Raw genomic sequence first — 14460 nt, 5'->3', positions numbered from 1 at the left:
ATTCCATGCAGACCTTCTCAGGTGTTGGTGTCGCTCCGGGCCGGGTTTTGGGTCCGGTGCGGCAGATGCCCAAGCCGGTGGCCGAACCCCACGCGAACGTGAACATCCCGGCGGATGTGACAGTTGAGTCGCAGGCGGCGCGGGTGAAGGACGCGGCAAAGGCCGTCCAGGCCGAGCTCCGTGCCCGTGCCGCGACGGCCTCGGGTGAAGGCAAGGAAGTCCTCGAGGCTACGGCGTTGATGGCCGCGGACCCGATGCTGATCAAGTCTGCGGTCAAACTCCTCAACCCGGAGGCCCCGGGCGGCGCGCGTACAGCGGAGCGCGCCGTCTGGGAGGCCGCCGCCACGGTGGCCGAGACCCTGAAGGGCCTGGGCGGGTACATGGCCGAACGGGTCGCGGACGTCCTGGACGTCCGTGCCCGGATCGTCTCGGAGCTCCGGGGCCTGCCCGCCCCGGGCATCCCGGCCTCAGAGGAGCCGTTCATCCTGGCCGCGGAAGACCTGGCCCCGGCCGACACCGCCACCCTGGACCCGGCCAAGGTCATCGCCCTGATCACCTCCGGCGGCGGACCCCAGTCCCACACCGCCATCCTGGCCCGTGCCCTGGGCCTGCCCGCCGTCGTCGCCGCCACCGGCGTGGACGCCATCGACGACGGGGCCGAGGTGTACGTGGACGGCGCCGCCGGGACCATCACCACCGAACCGTCCGAGGAACTGCGCGTCGCGGCGAAGGCCTGGGCCACCCAGGCGAGCACCTTGGCCGCGTTCACCGGGGACAACGCCCTGGCCGACGGCTATCGCGTGCCCCTGCTGGCCAACGTGGGCACCGGTGCGGACGCCGTCAAGGCCGCCGCCGCCGGCGCAGAGGGCGTAGGTCTGCTCCGCACCGAGTTCTGCTTCCTGGACCGCGACGCCGAACCCACGATCGAGGAACAAATCACCGCCTACGGGGCCGTGTTCGCCGCGTTCCCGGGCAAGAAGGTCGTCGTCCGGACCCTGGACGCCGGGGCGGACAAGCCCCTGCCCTTCCTGACCAACGCCGACGAACCCAACCCCGCCCTCGGGGTCCGCGGCTACCGCACCGACCTCACCAGCCCCGGCGTCCTGGGCCGCCAGCTGCAGGCCATCGCCGCGGCCGAAGCAGCCCACGAGGCCGAGGTGTGGGTCATGGCCCCCATGATCTCCACCCCCGACGAGGCCGCACACTTCGCCGCCCTGTGCGCCGACGCCGGACTGAAAACCCCCGGCGTCATGGTCGAAGTGCCCTCCGCGGCGCTGACCGCCAACGCCGTGCTCCGCGAGGTCTCCTTCGCTTCCCTGGGCACCAACGACCTCACCCAGTACGCCATGGCCGCCGACCGGCAGCTCGGACCCCTCGCCACCCTGAACGACCCCTGGCAGCCCGCGGTCCTGCAGCTGATCAAGCTCACCGCCGACGGCGCCGCCAGGGCCGCGGCCGCCACCGGCCACGCCAAACCCGTGGGCGTCTGCGGGGAAGCCGCCGCCGACCCCGCCCTGGCCGTCGTGCTCGTCGGACTCGGCGTCACCACCCTGTCCATGAGCCCCCGCGCCCTGGCCGGCGTGGCCGCCGTCCTGAAAACCATCACCCTCAGCCAGGCCCAACACCTCGCCCACACCGCCTTGGCCGCACCCAGCGCCGCCGCAGCACGCCACACCATCCGCGAACACCTGCCCGTCCTGGACGAGCTGGGCCTCTAAGACCGTTTCCACACCACCGAACCGAAGGAGCACACCATGCCCGAACGCACCGCCACCATCGCCAGCCGTGTCGGCCTGCACGCCCGCCCTGCCGCGATCTTCGCCGAAGCCGCAGGCGAACTCGACCTCGAGGTCACCATCGCCCGCCAGGGTGAGCCCGCCGACGAAGCCATGGACGCCGCCTCCATCCTGTCCCTCATGAGCCTCGGCGCCGCGCAGGGCGACGTCGTCGTCCTGCGCGCAGAAGGCACCGGCGCCGACGAAGCACTCGACAAGCTCGTCCAGATCCTCGAAACCGACCACGACGCCGAATAGCACCAGTCGACGCAAAAGGAGCGTGCCTTCCCTTTCGAGGGAAGGCACGCTCCTTTGTCTATGAGGCTAGTCCTGCGCGGGCTCCGACACCGCGGCGCCGGCCGTCATGGTTTCGGCACTGATCATCCAGGCGAGCTGCTCAAGGCGGGCGATGAAACCGTGCAGCAGGTCCGCCGTCGTCGGGTCTTCTTCGTCCACCTGGTCGTGGACATCGCGCATGGTTTGCACGGTCCGCTCAACCCGGGCTGTGATCAGCTTGACGGCGTCCTTGGTTCCGGTGAGCCCCTCGGGGAAGGGCTCCAGCCGGGTGCCGCCCGCAACGGTGGCGCTGCGGCCGTCCGGCAGGGCGTGCAGGGCCCTCATCCGCTCGGCTGTTTCGTCGGCGAAGGCGCGGGCGGCCGCAACAAGTTCATCCAGTTGCAGGTGCAGGTCCCTGAAGTTCGGGCCCACGATGTTCCAGTGCGCCTGCTTGCCTTGGAGCTGGAGTTCGATCAGATCCGTCAGGACCAGCTGCAGGTTTGTTGCCAGTGTTTGCGATGCCTTCATGTCTTCCTCTCAGGATGCCGATCCGGTACCAAAGCCGGCCCGCAGCGCAGGATCTCCGGCGCGGGCCACTTGTAAGCTTACGACCCGAACTCTGGTTTAGTAAGCATGCTTACTAGTAAGATGAGTCATCTGGGCCAGCTCGCAGGTGGGTTTTCGAAGCGGTGCTGAGAAGGTTCGGACAACTGAAAGGAAGGGTCAATGTCGACGATTTCCCATCCCGCATCTCCCAACGAGGCGCCACAACCGAGCGCCGAACCCATCTGGTGCGGGAACTGCAACACCACCGATCACCTCATCCTGGACAGCATAGAACCGCTCAAACCTCCCGTCGACGGGCTTGTCGACATCTCCTACACCTGCGTGGAGTGCGACACCTTCTATGCCCACGTTGCCGTCTTCCTGGACGCGGCCTCAATCCTCAACGAACGCGGAAACACCATCGGCGTCCTGCAATTCGGCGGCGAGTACGTCCATTGCGGTCAGCCGATGCGGCTGACCGGTTCCGCCCACCGGAGCCTGCACGCACCGATCCTTACTGACGATCCGGGCAAGGACCCGGCCAAGGACCTGCTCGACGTCTACCTGAAGACGAAGGTGCTGCAATGCAGCTGCGGATTCCGGATGGAACTGCCGGCCTAGCCGCGCTCCGGTCCCGGTTGCGGCTCCGGCGGCGCCGCGTCCGGGTCCCCGGGAACCGGGAAAGTGTCGGGCCCCGGGGGCATGGGGAAAGGTTCAGGTTCCGGCGGAATGGGCGGCTCGATGGGCGGTGCCGGCGGCTCGAACGGCGGCGGCTGGGTGCCCGGATCCGGCGGCAGGGGCTCCGGCGGCAGGGGCTCCGGCGGCAACGGCGACGGCGGCCCGAACGGCGACGGTGGATCCCCGCCGTCGGGTTGGACGGGTGAAGGGAATTGCTGCTCATCTTTTCCTCCGATACGCGTTGGAATCCAGCTCCAGCACTCCCGACGCTAACCGCCGGCCGGCACGGAGTCCAGCATTCCGGCGAAGTTACTCAGCAGGCTTAGTTTCCCATTGAATTCCGCCGCGCCACACCATAGCGTGAAACCCGAGGGCACTGCGGAGGTTGCCAGATGGACGAAACAGGGATCCCCGAAGATGACGACCGCGGCGAGTCTCCGAACCAGAAACTCGACCGCAATTGGATGGAGCTCCTCCAGGAACTCCGGGTGCTCCAAACCGGCGTCCAGATCCTGGCAGGGTTCCTCCTGACGCTGCCGTTCCAGGCGAAATTCGCCACCTTGGACTCCTTCCAGGTGGGCCTCTACCTGTTCAACGTGATGGCCGCGGCTCTCACCACCTCCCTGATCCTGCTGCCGGTCAGCGTGCACCGCCGGCTGTTCCGGAAGCGGCTCAAGTCCGTCATTGTGGCGAGCGCGGACGCCATTGCCAAGACCGCCCTGTTCGGGGTGGCGGTCCTGCTTGTGGGCACCGCGGTGTTGGTGTACGACGTCGTTGCCGGCCGGGGTGCCGCGCTGCTCGCAGGTGCCGCAATCGTCCTCGTGCTGCTGTTCCTGCTCCTCGCGGTGCCTCTGTGGCTCAGTTACCGGTCACGCCGCCCGCCAGGTCCCCACCTTTAGGAGAAGACGTGCCGACGGCCTCAGGCGTTCTTCTTCGCCCGGACCCTGGGCTTGGCCGGGGCCTTCTCTTCCTCGGCGTCTTCCTTCGCCTTGGCCCTGCCGGCAGTGGCCCGGCTGGCAGTCTTGGAAGCGGCGGCCGCAGTCCCGCCGCGCTTCTTGTCCAGGCTGCGCTTCAGCGCCTCCATGAGGTCGATGACCTCGCCACCTTCGCCTTCGGCAGCCTGCACCCCAAACGTTTCTTCAGTGTCCAGCGAATCGCCGCGTTCAAGCTTCGCCTCGATGAGCTGGCGCAGCTGCACCTGGTAGTCGTCCGTATACGCCTCGGGATCGAAGTCGCGGGCCATGGAATCGACCAGCGCCGAGGACATCTCCAGTTCCTTGTCCGAGATCCTGATGTCGGAATCCAAAGCCGGGAAGTCTGCCTCGCGGACCTCGTCGTCCCAGAGCAGCGACTGGAGCATCAGCACGTCCCCGCGAACCCGCAGGGCTCCCAGCCGGGTCTTCTGGCGCAGGGCGTACTGGACGATCGCCACCCGCTCGGTGTCCTGCAGGGTGCGCAGGAGCAGCATGTAGGCCTTGGGCGATTTGGAATCGGGCTCCAGGTAGTAGGGCCGCTCGTACATGATGGGGTCCAGCTGCTCGGCCGGAACGAATTCCACCACTTCGATGTCGCGGCTGTTCTCCTCCGGGAGGGACTTCAGGTCCGCCGCCGTGAGGACCACGGTGCGGCCTTCCTCTTCGAAGGCCTTGTCGATATCCTCATAAGCCACAACTTCGCCGCAGACTTCGCACTTGCGCTGGTAGCGGATGCGTCCTCCGTCCTTGTTGTGGACCTGGTGGAGACTGACGTCGTGGTCTTCCGTGGCGCTGTACAGCTTGACCGGAACGTTGACCAGCCCGAACGCGATAGAACCCTTCCAAATGGCCCTCATGCACTAAGTGAACATCACATCAAGGCGGAGGTGAAGAGATGGCAGAGCGCCAGAAGGAGCGCGTGAACGTCGAGGGACGCGAACTGACGCTGACCAACCTGGGCAAGATCATCTACCCGGAGACCGGCACCACCAAGGCCGAAGTGCTCGAGTACTACGCCGCCGTCGCGCCGTTCCTGATCCCGGCGGCGGCCAACCGGCCGGCCACCCGCAAGCGCTGGGTGAACGGCGTGGGGACCGCGGAGAAGCCCGGCCAGATGTTCTTTCAGAAGAACCTGGACGCCTCCACGCCGTCGTGGGTTCCGCGGGTGACCATCCAGCACAGCGACCACACCAACGACTATCCCCTGGTGAACAACCTGGCCACCCTCACGTGGCTGGCGCAGATCGCTTCACTGGAAATCCACGTGCCGCAGTGGCAGGTGGACGCCGAGGGGACCATGCTCAACCCGGACCGCCTTGTCCTGGACCTCGATCCCGGGCCCGGCGCCGGCCTGCCCGAGTGCGTGGAGGTGGCCAAGCTGGCGCGCGCCATCCTGAAGGACGTCGGCATGGACCCGGTTCCGGTGACCAGCGGCAGCAAAGGCATCCACCTCTACGCAGGGCTGGACGGCACGCAGAAATGGGAGCAGGTTTCGGCCTTCGCGCATGAATTGGCCCGTTCCCTCGAATCCGACCACCCGGACCTCGTGGTCAGCGATATGAAGAAATCCCTGCGCGGCGGCAAGGTCCTGGTGGACTGGAGCCAGAACAGCGGAAACAAGACCACGATTGTGCCGTACTCCCTGCGTGGCCGCGCGCACCCCATGGTGGCGGCGCCCCGCACCTGGCGGGAGCTCTCCTCGGCCAAGCTCGAGCACCTGGACTTCACCGCCGTGATGAAGCGGGTGAAGGACGGCAAGGACCCCTTCGCAGCGGTGGCGGCCGGGCATTCCGGCCATGCCCCGTCGCGCCTCGGCGGGGACGACGCAGAGGATGACGACGGCGGCGCTTTGGACGGTACAGCGGGTGTCCACCCTCGCCTTAAGGACTACGTGCGGAAGCGCGATCGGGGCAAGACGCCGGAACCCTTTCCCGCCGTCGGGCAGCCCGCCGGGGCGTCCGCCGGGAAGCAGGCCGACGCGGAAGAAAACCCGGCCGGCGGAATCTTCGTGATCCAGGAACACCACGCCCGGGCCTTCCACCTGGATTTCCGGCTGGAGCACCACGGAGTGCTGGTTTCCTGGGCACTGCCGCGCGGAGTGCCCGAGACCCCGAACAAGAACCACCTGGCGGTGCACACGGAGGACCACCCGCTCGAATACGCGCAGTTCCAGGGGATCATCCCCAAAGGCGAATACGGCGCGGGAACCGTGAGCATCTGGGACAACGGCACCTTCGAATGCGAAAAGTGGCGCGACGGCAAGGAAGTGATCGCCACCCTCACCGGCCGGCCCGGCGGCGGCTTGCACGGCACCCGGCGCTTCGCGCTCATCCGTACGGGTGAATCGGACAAGCAGTGGCTCATCCACCTGATGAAGGAACAGCCCGGGCACTCTGTTCAGAAGGCAGCCCCTGCGGCCGCCTCCCGCACTCCCGCCCCGAAAAACCCCGCCCCGCCCAGCCTCGCCGCGCCGCCGGATTACGCGCCCATGCTCGCCAGCGCGGGAACGGCCGGGGACCTTAGCGGAAGCCGCTGGCTGTTCGAACTGAAATGGGACGGCTTCCGGGTGCTCGTCTCACGCTCCCGCGGGAAGCTCCGGCTCGGCAGCCGCACCGGCAAGGACATGACGGCCACGTATCCGGAGCTGAGCGACCCCGCCATCTGGCCCGAACACGACTTCGTGGCCGACGGCGAAATCGTGGCTTTCGGCAAGGACGGCCGGCCGAGCTTCGAGCAGATGCAGAAGCGGATGAACCTCACCAAGCCGGGCGATGTGGAGCGTGCGCGCGCTGTGGCTCCGGTGCAGCTGATGCTCTTCGACCTCCTGTATGACGACGGCGGCGAGCTGGTTTCCCTGCCCCTGGAGGAACGCCGCGAGCGCCTGGAGTCCTTCGTGAAGGGGCTGCCCAAACCGAAGGGAACGGGAAAAGGCAGTCCGCTGCATTTATCCGAAGTCCTGGACCACGACCATGAGGAGATCCTCGCCAGCGCCGCCGAACTGGGCCTGGAGGGAGTCATGGCCAAGCGCGCCGAAAGCCGCTACCTGCCGGGCCGGCGCAGCCATTCCTGGATCAAGCTCAAGCTTGAACAAAGCCAGGAGGTGGTGCTGGGCGGCTGGCGGCCGGGTGCCGGCGCCCGGCGCGGCACCATCGGCGCGCTCCTTGTGGGGATTCCCGACGGCGGCAAGCTGCGGTTCGCGGGGCGGGTCGGCACCGGCTTCAAGGACTGGCAGCTGCGGGACATCCTGAAGCGGGTGAAGGAACTGGAACAACCGGAGTCGCCGTTCCTGGACATCCCGACCGAAGACGCGAGCACCGCGCACTGGGTTTCCCCGGAGCTCGTGGGCGAGGTGACCTTCGGTGACTGGACCGGAAGCGGGCGCATGCGGCATCCGGTGTGGCGGGGCTGGCGGCCGGACAAGTCGCCGTCGGACGTGGCGCGGCCCAACTGACTGGCAGTTGCGGCCGTTTTGAGGGCTCAAAACGGCCTTGAATGCGAGTCAGTTGGGCCGGCGTGGTGGGTTGGTTACCCGGCGCAGGACGCGCTTGCTAGGAGGAGTGCGGCATCTGCGGACGGCTGGTTCGGTGCACTGCCGTCACGGCTGCGCCCTGGCCGGAACGTCCGTGGCTGGCGCCGCGTTCCTTGGGGTGCCGGTGCTTGCCGTTCCCGTCCGGCCAGCCGGTCCCGTTGGCCGAAGCAAGGGTGGGGGTTACGGCGGCGGGTTCCGGCATCGGGGCCATGTCCATGGCTCCGGCCAGGTGCTCGGCGAGCTCCGGATTGATACGTGCTGGGTTGTCGGCCATTGTTCTTCCTTTCCGCGGTGTTTCTGGGGTACGCAGGTGAAACGAAAGGTCTTTCAGGGTACTTCCAGGGCCTGTGCCTGTCAGCAACGGTGCGTTACCAGCGGACCTTCTTCTCGGTCTTGGCGAGTTTTCCGCTCGCGTGCGTAGGCTTCTGGCCGCGGCCGGTGCTCTGCCAGCCGGGGCCGGAGCCGCCGCGGGACTTCCGTTCCAGCATCTCCTTCTGGGCATCGCTCAGTTTGGACATGACGCCGTCGTCCCGGGCGGGCTTGTTCGCGGAATCCGCAGTCATAAAGTGCTCTCCTTAGCTTTCAAATGCCGTCAGAGGTGCCGGAGATGCGTCGTTCAAAGTGCCTTTTTTGCTGCGGAACTTAAGGTGAAAGCTGGTTCCGGATGCGGGAAAAGGGAACGACGCTGAGGCATGGCCTCAACAGGCGTGGATTTTTGTTCGGATCAAACGCAGCGGCGCGGGAAGCCCGGGCCGGCCAGTCTACTCAAAAATCAGTGTTCCCATGCCCACTACCCTAGGCAGACTCACGGGCCCTTGTGAACCCCCGACTTTTCGTGACATCGGCTAGCATTGCAACTCAGACGACCCGTACCGGGTCCCGGATCCAGGAGGTGAGACCCATCAACGCAATGGCAATCAGGGTGCTCCCTCCGCAGTCACTTCCCAGCCTGGCTTAGCCGGCCGGAGAGCACCCCTCGGTATCCCGAAAGGCTCTCCTATGACCACATCCCCTGTGCAACCCACCCATTCCGCACTCACCCTGCGCCTCCGTTCCGCGGGCTGCGTTTTCGCCGAAGAAGAGGCCACGCTGCTCCTCGCCGAAGCTGATTCGCTGGCGGACCTGGAACGGATGGCCGAACAGCGCATCGCCGGCTTCCCCCTCGAGCAGGTCCTCGGCTGGGCCGGTTTCCGCGGCCTGCGCATCGCCGTTGATCCGGGCGTCTTCGTCCCGCGCCGCCGCACGGAGTACCTCGTCGAGCTGGGTGCGCGGTTAGCACGGCCCGGCTCCGCCGTCGTCGACCTCTGCTGCGGCACCGGCGCGGTGGGTGCAGCCCTTGCGGCAGAGGTTCCGGGAATCGAGCTGCATGCGGCGGACATCGATCCCGCCGCTGTCCGCTGCGCGCGCCGCAACGTCGAGGCAGCCGGCGGGTTGGTCCACGAAGGCGATCTTTATGCGGCGCTTCCGCCGTCTCTGCGGGGCCGCGTTGATGTGCTGCTGGTCAACGCCCCGTATGTGCCCTCGACGGACATCGGGACCATGCCCCAGGAAGCCCGTCTGCATGAGCCGCTGGTAGCGCTCGACGGCGGGTCGGACGGCTTGGCGGTGCAGCGGCGGACCGTCGCGGAGGCTCCGCTGTGGCTGGCACCGGGCGGCCGCCTGCTGATCGAAACAAGCGTCCGGCAGGCAGCGGCGACAGCAGCCCTGTTCAGGGACGCAGGCCTGCTCACCCGGGTGGCGCATTCGGAAGAGCTGGATGCCACCGTGGTCCTTGGAATCCGGCCGGAATCAGCCCGCAAAGGTCACGATTAGGTAACGACTCCACGCGAAGGCCGGAAATCCGCAGGATTCCGCGGCTTCCACGATGGAATCCGTTCCGCAATACGCAACAAATCGGCTCCGAAAATACCCGAGCAGCGGGGTCGGAACCCTTAGTATCACCGCGACCCGCGTAAAATTGAAACCCTGCCCGGAGCGGGGCAGCTGTACGTCGCAAGCAAATGACCTCCTTAGGAGGGGCCCAAATGCCCACAGACCAAAGCATCACCGACTCTCCGACAGGCGCCAGGAACGCCTCCGGTTCCACCGCACCCACACCCCGCGGTTCCGCAAAATTGAAGTTTCCCGTCCGCCGCCGGCTGAAGGTTTCCGACGTCAACGTCGTGGACCAGCCGATGCTCAAGAAAGCCCTCGGCGGAACCATCGTCGGCAACACCATGGAATGGTATGACGTCGGTGTCTTTGGCTACCTGATCACCACCATGGGTCCGGTCTTCCTTCCCGAAGCCGATCCCTCGGTCCAAACGCTTTTCCTCCTTGGAACGTTCGCCGCCACCTTCATCGCCCGCCCGCTCGGCGGCGTGGTGTTCGGCTGGCTGGGCGACAAGGTGGGCCGCCAGAAGGTGCTAGCCGCGACACTGCTGCTCATGGCGGCAAGCACCTTCGCCGTCGGGCTCCTGCCCGGCTACGCACAGATCGGTATCTGGGCCGCCGGCCTGCTGGTGGTGCTCAAGCTCATCCAGGGCTTCTCCACCGGTGGTGAATACGCCGGCGCCACCACGTTCGTCAGCGAGTACGCACCGGACAAGCGCCGCGGCTACTTCGCGAGCTTCCTGGACATGGGTTCCTACATCGGCTTCGCCCTCGGTGCCGCCCTTGTCTCGATCCTGCAGCTCACCTTGGGCCAGTCCGCCATGGAGGACTGGGGCTGGCGCCTGCCGTTCTTGATTGCCGGACCGCTCGGCGCGATCGCCGTGTACTTCCGGAACAAGATCGAGGAGTCCCCGCAGTTCCAGGCCACCCTGGACGCCCAGGAAGCCCACGCCGCCGAGGCCGCCGCCGGTGACGCCGCCGTGGCCAAGGGCCCGATCGGCATCATCAAGGCGTACTGGCGCCAGATCCTGCTGGCCATGATCCTCGCCGCGGCCGCCAACACCGTGGGCTACGCCCTGACCTCTTACATGCCCACGTACCTCACCACGTCCAAGGGCTACGATCCCGTCCACGGCACCCTGCTGACCATCCCGGTGCTGGTGGTCATGGCCCTGTGCATCCCGCTCACCGGCAAGCTCTCGGACCGGATCGGCCGCCGCCCCGTGCTGTGGATCGGTGCGATCAGCACCATCGCGTTCTCGGTGCCCGCGTTCCTGCTGATCGGCATCGGCGAAATCTGGTCCACCCTGGCCGGTCTGGCACTCATCGCGTTCCCGGTGACGTTCTACGTGGCCAACCTGGCCTCCGCCCTCCCGGCGCTGTTCCCGACGTCGAGCCGCTACGGCGGAATGGGCATCGCCTACAACTTCTCTGTCGCGATCTTCGGCGGCACCACGCCGTTCATCGTGGACGCCCTGATCCAGGGCACGGGCAACGACATGATGCCCGCCTACTACCTCATGGGCACCTCCGTGGTGGGTGCGGTGGCCATCTACTTCCTGAAGGAATCGGCCCAGCGTCCGCTCCCGGGTTCCATGCCGAGCGTGGATACCCCGGCGGAGGCCCGCGAGCTGGTGGCCACCCAGGACGAGAACCCGCTGATCGACCTGGACGAGATGCCGTTCGACGACGGCCCCGCACCGGAGCTGGTCGGCGCGGCTCCGGCGGCTGGTCGCTGAGGGCAGCTTCTACCGGCGCATCGGCCATCGCCGTAGACTCGGCAGATGGCCGATGCAGCTGTGGGCTCGCTCCACCACTTGGAAATCTGGGTCCCGCATTTTGAGCGCGCCGCGGCCGAGTGGGGCTGGCTGCTCACCGAACTCGGCTACACCCCGTTCAAGCAATGGCCCAACGGCTGCAGCTGGGCACTGGGCTCCGCCTACGTGGTGGTCGAGCAGTCCCCGGACCTCACCAGCACCATCCACCGGCGCACCGACGCCGGCATGAACCACGTTGCCTTCCACGGCGGCAACCGGGAGAACGTGGACCGGCTGCGGAACCTCGCCGTGGACTCGGACTGGTTCGAGCTCTATGCGGACAAGTACCCGCACGCCGGCGGCCCGGAGCACTACGCAGCCTTCCTGATCAACTCGGACGGCTACGAGGTGGAGCTGGTGGCGGAGTAGGGGCTGCTAGCTCACCAGGCGCCGGACGCTCTCGACGACGACTTCCCGGCAGCGCGCGCGACCAGGCCGGCGGACGAGAGCGAGCTCGGGGGTGTGGAGGTGCCAACTCATCGAAAGGGCCCGGACCTCGGTAAGCAGTTCGAGCGGTGAGTACGCCGTGGTCAGTTTCCCGGCCTTCTGCGCTTCCTCGATCTTGGCGAGCTTCGCGTTGTTGGACTCCATGATCGCGGGCAGCTTTCCGTCGGCGCGCTCCAGCTGGTACCAGGTGGTCAGCCGAAGGGTGTTGGGGTAGAGCTCGTAGAGATCGAACGCACGTCCGGCGTAGCCGGGCAGGTCTGTCGCATCGAAGTCGACCTGGTCGACAAAGGCGAGCACCCGGATGGCGAAGACTGCATCGAACAGTTCTTCCTTCGTGCCGAAGTACCTGTAGATCATGGCCTTGTTCGCCGGAGCTGTCTCGGCGATCCGGTCGACGCGGGCACCCGCGATGCCGTAAGTCGTAAACTCTGCCTCGGCAGCGTCGAGGATGCGGGTGCGGGTCGCTTCGGAGTCTCTGGCCATATCCACATTCTAGAGCAAGTAACTGGTTAGTTGCATCCTGTCGGACCGAGTGCTCTACTGAAGTAACCAACTCGTTAGTTACTTTTGATCGGAGATGCGCATGTCCGTTTTATCGGCACAACCAACAACCAGCGCCCGGCACCGGACGATCGTCCTCGCGGTCATCCTGGGCTGCCAGCTCATGATGACGCTCGACGCCTCGATCGTCACCACGGCGCTCACCCACATCAAGCAGGAGCTCGGCTTCACTGACTCGTCCCTATCCTGGATTCAGAACAGTTACGTTCTCGTGTTCGGCGGACTGCTGCTGCTTGGTGCTCGTTTTGGCGATCTTGCAGGTCGGCGTCGGGTGTTCGTCGCAGGTACCGCAGTGTTCACCGCCGCGTCCCTTCTCGCCGGGATCGCGCCGTCGGCCGGTGTCCTCATCGCCGCGCGGGCGTTGCAGGGCCTGGCGTCCGCATTTGCCATCCCGTCCACGCTGGCGCTCCTGATCACCAGCTTCCCGGCGCCAGAGGAGCGTTCCCGCGCGATCGCGATCTACAGCGCCGTGATTGGCGCCGGCGCCAGTGTCGGCATCATCGTCGGCGGCATCTTCACCCAGTACGTGTCGTGGCGGTGGGGCTTGCTGGTGAACATCCCGATCGGGATACTGATACTCGCCCTCTCGCCCCGCTACCTGCAGGAAACGGAGCGCCGAGCCGGCCGCATCGACGTCCCCGGCGCGCTGGCCATTACCTTGGGTATGTCCGCCCTTGTCTACGGGCTGGTCGATGCCGCCGAGCTTGGATGGGGCAGCGCATACACGCTGGTACCCCTGGCTTCCGCGATTGTCCTCATCGTGGCCTTCGTGTTCATCGAACTACGCCAAAAGCAGCCGATCGTCCCCTTGCGGCTGTTCGCCAGCGTCCAGCGCACGGGCGCCTACCTCGGCCGCATCCTCATCGTCGGCGCGATGTTCTCCACCTTCTACTTCCTCAGCCAATACCTGCAGACCGTCCGCGGCTACAGCCCGCTGATGACCGGCTTCGCCTACATCCCGATCACGGCGATGTTCTTCGCCATGGTGTATGTGGTCCGATTCCTCGCCCCGAGGATCAGCAAGCCCGTCCTGCTGCTCGCCTCCCTCATCGTGGCGTTGGCCGGGATGGCATGGCTCAGCCGAATCGACGCGACCACGGAGTACTTCCCACAGATCGTCCTCCCGCTTATCGTCCTCGGGATCGGACAAGGTATCGCGATCATCTTGCTTACGGACTTCGGCATGGCCGACGTCGAACCCTCCGACGCCGGCGCAGCTTCGGGCTTGGTTAACACGGCCCACCAGCTCGGCGGTTCCATCGGACTGGCGCTCCTGACCGTGGTGTTCGGAGCCGCGGTCCACGACGATCAGGGTCCTGTTGCCTCCACCGCGGCCCAGGGGTATTCGATGGTCTTTCAAGTTGCGACGATCTTCTACGCCGCGGCGGCCTTCGTCAGCCTTGTCATCCTCATCGCCCAGCGGCGCGCCACCCCAAAGGACATCCCCGTCCTCGAGCCCGCCGCCTCTGTCGACTAAACCAACCCCTGCAAATACCTGTTCCGCTCTTCGATCAGGCGCTGCAGGTAGCGGCCCAGGAAGGCCTTCTCGACGATCCGGCCGAGCACTCCGAACGGCGCAGTGAACTCGACGTAGTCGATCATCAGGGTGCCGCCGCCGTCGGGCACAAACTCGTGAAGGTGCCGGAAGGCACGGAACGGACCGCGCTGCTGCTCGTCGGTGAAGGAATCCGGGAAGCTGAACTGCGTGATCCGGCTGGTCATCCGGAGTGGCAGCCCGAAATGCCGGGCCCGCCAGGTCACCACGTCGTCCAGGGACATCAGGCCGGCCGTCACCCCGGCCACCGCCCGTTCCCGGGACTTGGCCATCGAGCCCAGGTGGACGTCGACGCTGCGGGAGAGGTCGAACGCCTGCTCCGGGGTCATGGCCAGCCGGGTCCGGCAGGTGAAGGAGACCGTCATGTGACGATCCTGCCATGACGCTGCGCACATTGTGACCGGGCTGATAGCGGCGCGTCCGCGCGGTT

At 66.5% G+C, this 14460-nt stretch carries 15 protein-coding genes; 9 read left to right on the top strand and 6 right to left on the bottom strand.

Annotated features, from left to right (window positions below; genetic code table 11):
• Nucleotides 1-5: 5 nt before the first annotated feature.
• On the top strand, nt 6-1718 hold the full coding sequence (ptsP, locus tag ACNQPB_RS06670; RefSeq protein ID WP_498750187.1) for a phosphoenolpyruvate--protein phosphotransferase: 1713 nt from the start codon (nt 6-8) through the stop codon (nt 1716-1718).
• Between the two features lie 36 nt (nt 1719-1754).
• On the top strand, nt 1755-2033 hold the full coding sequence (locus ACNQPB_RS06665; protein ID WP_498750185.1) for an HPr family phosphocarrier protein: 279 nt from the start codon (nt 1755-1757) through the stop codon (nt 2031-2033).
• Nucleotides 2034-2099: 66 nt separating this feature from the next.
• Here ACNQPB_RS06665 and ACNQPB_RS06660 read toward each other — a convergent pair whose 3' ends face one another.
• Nucleotides 2100-2579 (bottom strand): Dps family protein, encoded by a 480-nt coding sequence (locus ACNQPB_RS06660; RefSeq protein WP_498750183.1) that lies wholly within the window; start codon nt 2577-2579, stop codon nt 2100-2102.
• A gap of 198 nt (nt 2580-2777) precedes the next feature.
• Here ACNQPB_RS06660 and ACNQPB_RS06655 point away from each other — a divergent pair, with 198 nt between their 5' ends.
• Both ACNQPB_RS06655 and ACNQPB_RS06650 read left to right on the top strand, forming a co-directional pair.
• Nucleotides 2778-3218 carry a hypothetical protein gene (locus tag ACNQPB_RS06655; protein ID WP_498750182.1) on the top strand — a complete coding sequence of 147 codons (441 nt, stop codon included), beginning with the start codon at nt 2778-2780 and terminating at the stop codon, nt 3216-3218.
• Between the two features lie 449 nt (nt 3219-3667).
• Nucleotides 3668-4174 (top strand): DUF6328 family protein, encoded by a 507-nt coding sequence (locus tag ACNQPB_RS06650; RefSeq protein WP_498750181.1) that lies wholly within the window; start codon nt 3668-3670, stop codon nt 4172-4174.
• 20 nt (nt 4175-4194) lie between these two features.
• Here ACNQPB_RS06650 and ku read toward each other — a convergent pair whose 3' ends face one another.
• Nucleotides 4195-5106 (bottom strand): non-homologous end joining protein Ku, encoded by a 912-nt coding sequence (gene ku / locus ACNQPB_RS06645; RefSeq protein ID WP_498750180.1) that lies wholly within the window; start codon nt 5104-5106, stop codon nt 4195-4197.
• Between the two features lie 38 nt (nt 5107-5144).
• Between ku and ACNQPB_RS06640 the strand changes: the two genes are divergently transcribed.
• Nucleotides 5145-7700 (top strand): ATP-dependent DNA ligase, encoded by a 2556-nt coding sequence (locus ACNQPB_RS06640; RefSeq protein WP_498750178.1) that lies wholly within the window; start codon nt 5145-5147, stop codon nt 7698-7700.
• A 97-nt stretch (nt 7701-7797) separates the two neighbouring features.
• Here ACNQPB_RS06640 and ACNQPB_RS06635 read toward each other — a convergent pair whose 3' ends face one another.
• Nucleotides 7798-8052 carry a hypothetical protein gene (locus ACNQPB_RS06635; RefSeq protein WP_498750177.1) on the bottom strand — a complete coding sequence of 85 codons (255 nt, stop codon included), beginning with the start codon at nt 8050-8052 and terminating at the stop codon, nt 7798-7800.
• Between the two features lie 94 nt (nt 8053-8146).
• Complete coding sequence (locus ACNQPB_RS06630; RefSeq protein WP_498750175.1) at nt 8147-8341, bottom strand: hypothetical protein; 195 nt, start codon at nt 8339-8341, stop codon at nt 8147-8149.
• A 436-nt stretch (nt 8342-8777) separates the two neighbouring features.
• Here ACNQPB_RS06630 and ACNQPB_RS06625 point away from each other — a divergent pair, with 436 nt between their 5' ends.
• The 3 genes from ACNQPB_RS06625 (at nt 8778) to ACNQPB_RS06615 (ending at nt 11836) form a co-directional block, all read left to right on the top strand.
• Nucleotides 8778-9590, top strand: a complete 813-nt coding sequence (locus tag ACNQPB_RS06625; RefSeq protein ID WP_498750173.1) for a putative protein N(5)-glutamine methyltransferase — start codon at nt 8778-8780, stop codon at nt 9588-9590.
• 212 nt (nt 9591-9802) lie between these two features.
• A complete protein-coding gene (locus ACNQPB_RS06620) occupies nt 9803-11389 on the top strand; it encodes an MFS transporter (protein WP_498750172.1) in 1587 nt (528 codons plus the stop codon).
• A gap of 45 nt (nt 11390-11434) precedes the next feature.
• Nucleotides 11435-11836: a VOC family protein gene (locus tag ACNQPB_RS06615; protein WP_498750170.1), complete on the top strand. Its 402-nt coding sequence runs from the start codon at nt 11435-11437 to the stop codon at nt 11834-11836.
• Between the two features lie 6 nt (nt 11837-11842).
• Here the strand turns inward: ACNQPB_RS06615 and ACNQPB_RS06610 are convergent, their stop codons facing one another.
• Nucleotides 11843-12397 carry a TetR/AcrR family transcriptional regulator gene (locus tag ACNQPB_RS06610; protein ID WP_498750168.1) on the bottom strand — a complete coding sequence of 185 codons (555 nt, stop codon included), beginning with the start codon at nt 12395-12397 and terminating at the stop codon, nt 11843-11845.
• Between the two features lie 100 nt (nt 12398-12497).
• Here ACNQPB_RS06610 and ACNQPB_RS06605 point away from each other — a divergent pair, with 100 nt between their 5' ends.
• Entirely contained in the window at nt 12498-13952 is a 1455-nt protein-coding gene (locus ACNQPB_RS06605; RefSeq protein WP_498750166.1) for an MFS transporter, read from the top strand.
• Here the strand turns inward: ACNQPB_RS06605 and ACNQPB_RS06600 are convergent.
• The gene (locus ACNQPB_RS06600) at nt 13949-14395 is read right to left on the bottom strand and encodes an SRPBCC family protein (RefSeq protein WP_498750165.1); all 447 of its coding nucleotides are present in this window, start codon (nt 14393-14395) and stop codon (nt 13949-13951) included. The genes ACNQPB_RS06605 and ACNQPB_RS06600 overlap by 4 nt on opposite strands.
• Nucleotides 14396-14460 lie beyond the last annotated feature (65 nt).

It is taken from the genome of Curtobacterium sp. LFS079 (genome assembly GCF_047977865.1).
In the GTDB taxonomy this organism is placed as follows: Bacteria; Actinomycetota; Actinomycetes; order Actinomycetales; family Micrococcaceae; genus Arthrobacter.
Note: the sequence above shows the minus strand (reverse complement) of the source record. Positions and strands in the feature narration are given on the sequence as shown.

What these genes read in the sequence shown, in the direction of transcription:
- ptsP (WP_498750187.1), top strand. Translation starts at nt 6, where the DNA reads ATGCAGACCTTCTCAGGTGTTGGTGTCGCTCCGGGCCGGGTTTTGGGT.
- ACNQPB_RS06665 (WP_498750185.1), top strand. Translation starts at nt 1,755, where the DNA reads ATGCCCGAACGCACCGCCACCATCGCCAGCCGTGTCGGCCTGCACGCC.
- ACNQPB_RS06660 (WP_498750183.1), bottom strand. Translation starts at nt 2,579, where the DNA reads ATGAAGGCATCGCAAACACTGGCAACAAACCTGCAGCTGGTCCTGACG.
- ACNQPB_RS06655 (WP_498750182.1), top strand. Translation starts at nt 2,778, where the DNA reads ATGTCGACGATTTCCCATCCCGCATCTCCCAACGAGGCGCCACAACCG.
- ACNQPB_RS06650 (WP_498750181.1), top strand. Translation starts at nt 3,668, where the DNA reads ATGGACGAAACAGGGATCCCCGAAGATGACGACCGCGGCGAGTCTCCG.
- ku (WP_498750180.1), bottom strand. Translation starts at nt 5,106, where the DNA reads ATGAGGGCCATTTGGAAGGGTTCTATCGCGTTCGGGCTGGTCAACGTT.
- ACNQPB_RS06640 (WP_498750178.1), top strand. Translation starts at nt 5,145, where the DNA reads ATGGCAGAGCGCCAGAAGGAGCGCGTGAACGTCGAGGGACGCGAACTG.
- ACNQPB_RS06635 (WP_498750177.1), bottom strand. Translation starts at nt 8,052, where the DNA reads ATGGCCGACAACCCAGCACGTATCAATCCGGAGCTCGCCGAGCACCTG.
- ACNQPB_RS06630 (WP_498750175.1), bottom strand. Translation starts at nt 8,341, where the DNA reads ATGACTGCGGATTCCGCGAACAAGCCCGCCCGGGACGACGGCGTCATG.
- ACNQPB_RS06625 (WP_498750173.1), top strand. Translation starts at nt 8,778, where the DNA reads ATGACCACATCCCCTGTGCAACCCACCCATTCCGCACTCACCCTGCGC.
- ACNQPB_RS06620 (WP_498750172.1), top strand. Translation starts at nt 9,803, where the DNA reads ATGCCCACAGACCAAAGCATCACCGACTCTCCGACAGGCGCCAGGAAC.
- ACNQPB_RS06615 (WP_498750170.1), top strand. Translation starts at nt 11,435, where the DNA reads ATGGCCGATGCAGCTGTGGGCTCGCTCCACCACTTGGAAATCTGGGTC.
- ACNQPB_RS06610 (WP_498750168.1), bottom strand. Translation starts at nt 12,397, where the DNA reads ATGGCCAGAGACTCCGAAGCGACCCGCACCCGCATCCTCGACGCTGCC.
- ACNQPB_RS06605 (WP_498750166.1), top strand. Translation starts at nt 12,498, where the DNA reads ATGTCCGTTTTATCGGCACAACCAACAACCAGCGCCCGGCACCGGACG.
- ACNQPB_RS06600 (WP_498750165.1), bottom strand. Translation starts at nt 14,395, where the DNA reads ATGACGGTCTCCTTCACCTGCCGGACCCGGCTGGCCATGACCCCGGAG.